Annotated in this window: 1 protein-coding gene; it reads left to right on the forward strand. The window is 73.7% G+C overall.

What is annotated here, in order from left to right:
• Positions 1-738, forward strand: a 738-nt coding sequence (locus tag JMF90_RS39145) for a 4-alpha-glucanotransferase (RefSeq protein WP_201326555.1), incomplete at both ends; no start/stop codon positions are given.

The raw sequence follows: 738 nt of genomic DNA on the forward strand, positions 1-738 counted from the left end.
TAATAACTTCGTATAGCATACATTATACGAAGTTATACGAGCCGCTGACGCTGCCCGCGACCATCGCGCCGCCGGGCGCGCGCTTCAGGATCTCGCTCGAAACCGGCGGGCACGTCGACGGCCGGGTGGGCGGCGCGGGCGAACACGGCACGCTGCCGCCGCTCGCGATGCCCGGCTATCACGCGCTCGACATCGGCGAGCAGCGCATCGGGCTCGCGATCGCGCCGCCGCGGGCGCAGCCGTTCGACGCGTTGGCCCGCGCGCACGACGCGGGCCGCTGGGGCATCGCGGCGCAGCTCTACAGCCTGCGCCGCACCGGCGACGATGGCGCGGGCGATTACACGGCGCTTGCGCGGCTCGCCGCACAGGCGGCGCGACACGGCGCGCAGGCGGTGGCGATCAGCCCGACGCACGCCGGCTATCCGGCGCTTCCCGCGCACGACAGCCCGTATTCGCCGTCGTCGCGGCGCTGGCACAACGTCGCGTATCTCGACTGCGACGCGGTGCCGGGCGCCGACGCCGCGCCTCGCGCATCGGCCACCGCGGCCGACGCCGCGCTGATCGACTGGCCCAGCGTGCTGCCGACGAAGCTGCGGCGCCTGCGTGCGTGCTTCGACGCATGGCGCGCGAGCGACGACCCGTCGCGCGACACGTACCAGCGGTTTCGCGCGGCGGGCGGCGCGGCGCTCGACGCGCATGCGCGCTTCGATGCGCTGCAGGCGTTCTGCATCGAGCACG

This window comes from Burkholderia sp. E168m23 (genome assembly GCF_016586125.1).
GTDB classification, from domain to species: Bacteria; Pseudomonadota; Gammaproteobacteria; order Burkholderiales; family Burkholderiaceae; genus Burkholderia; species Burkholderia orbicola.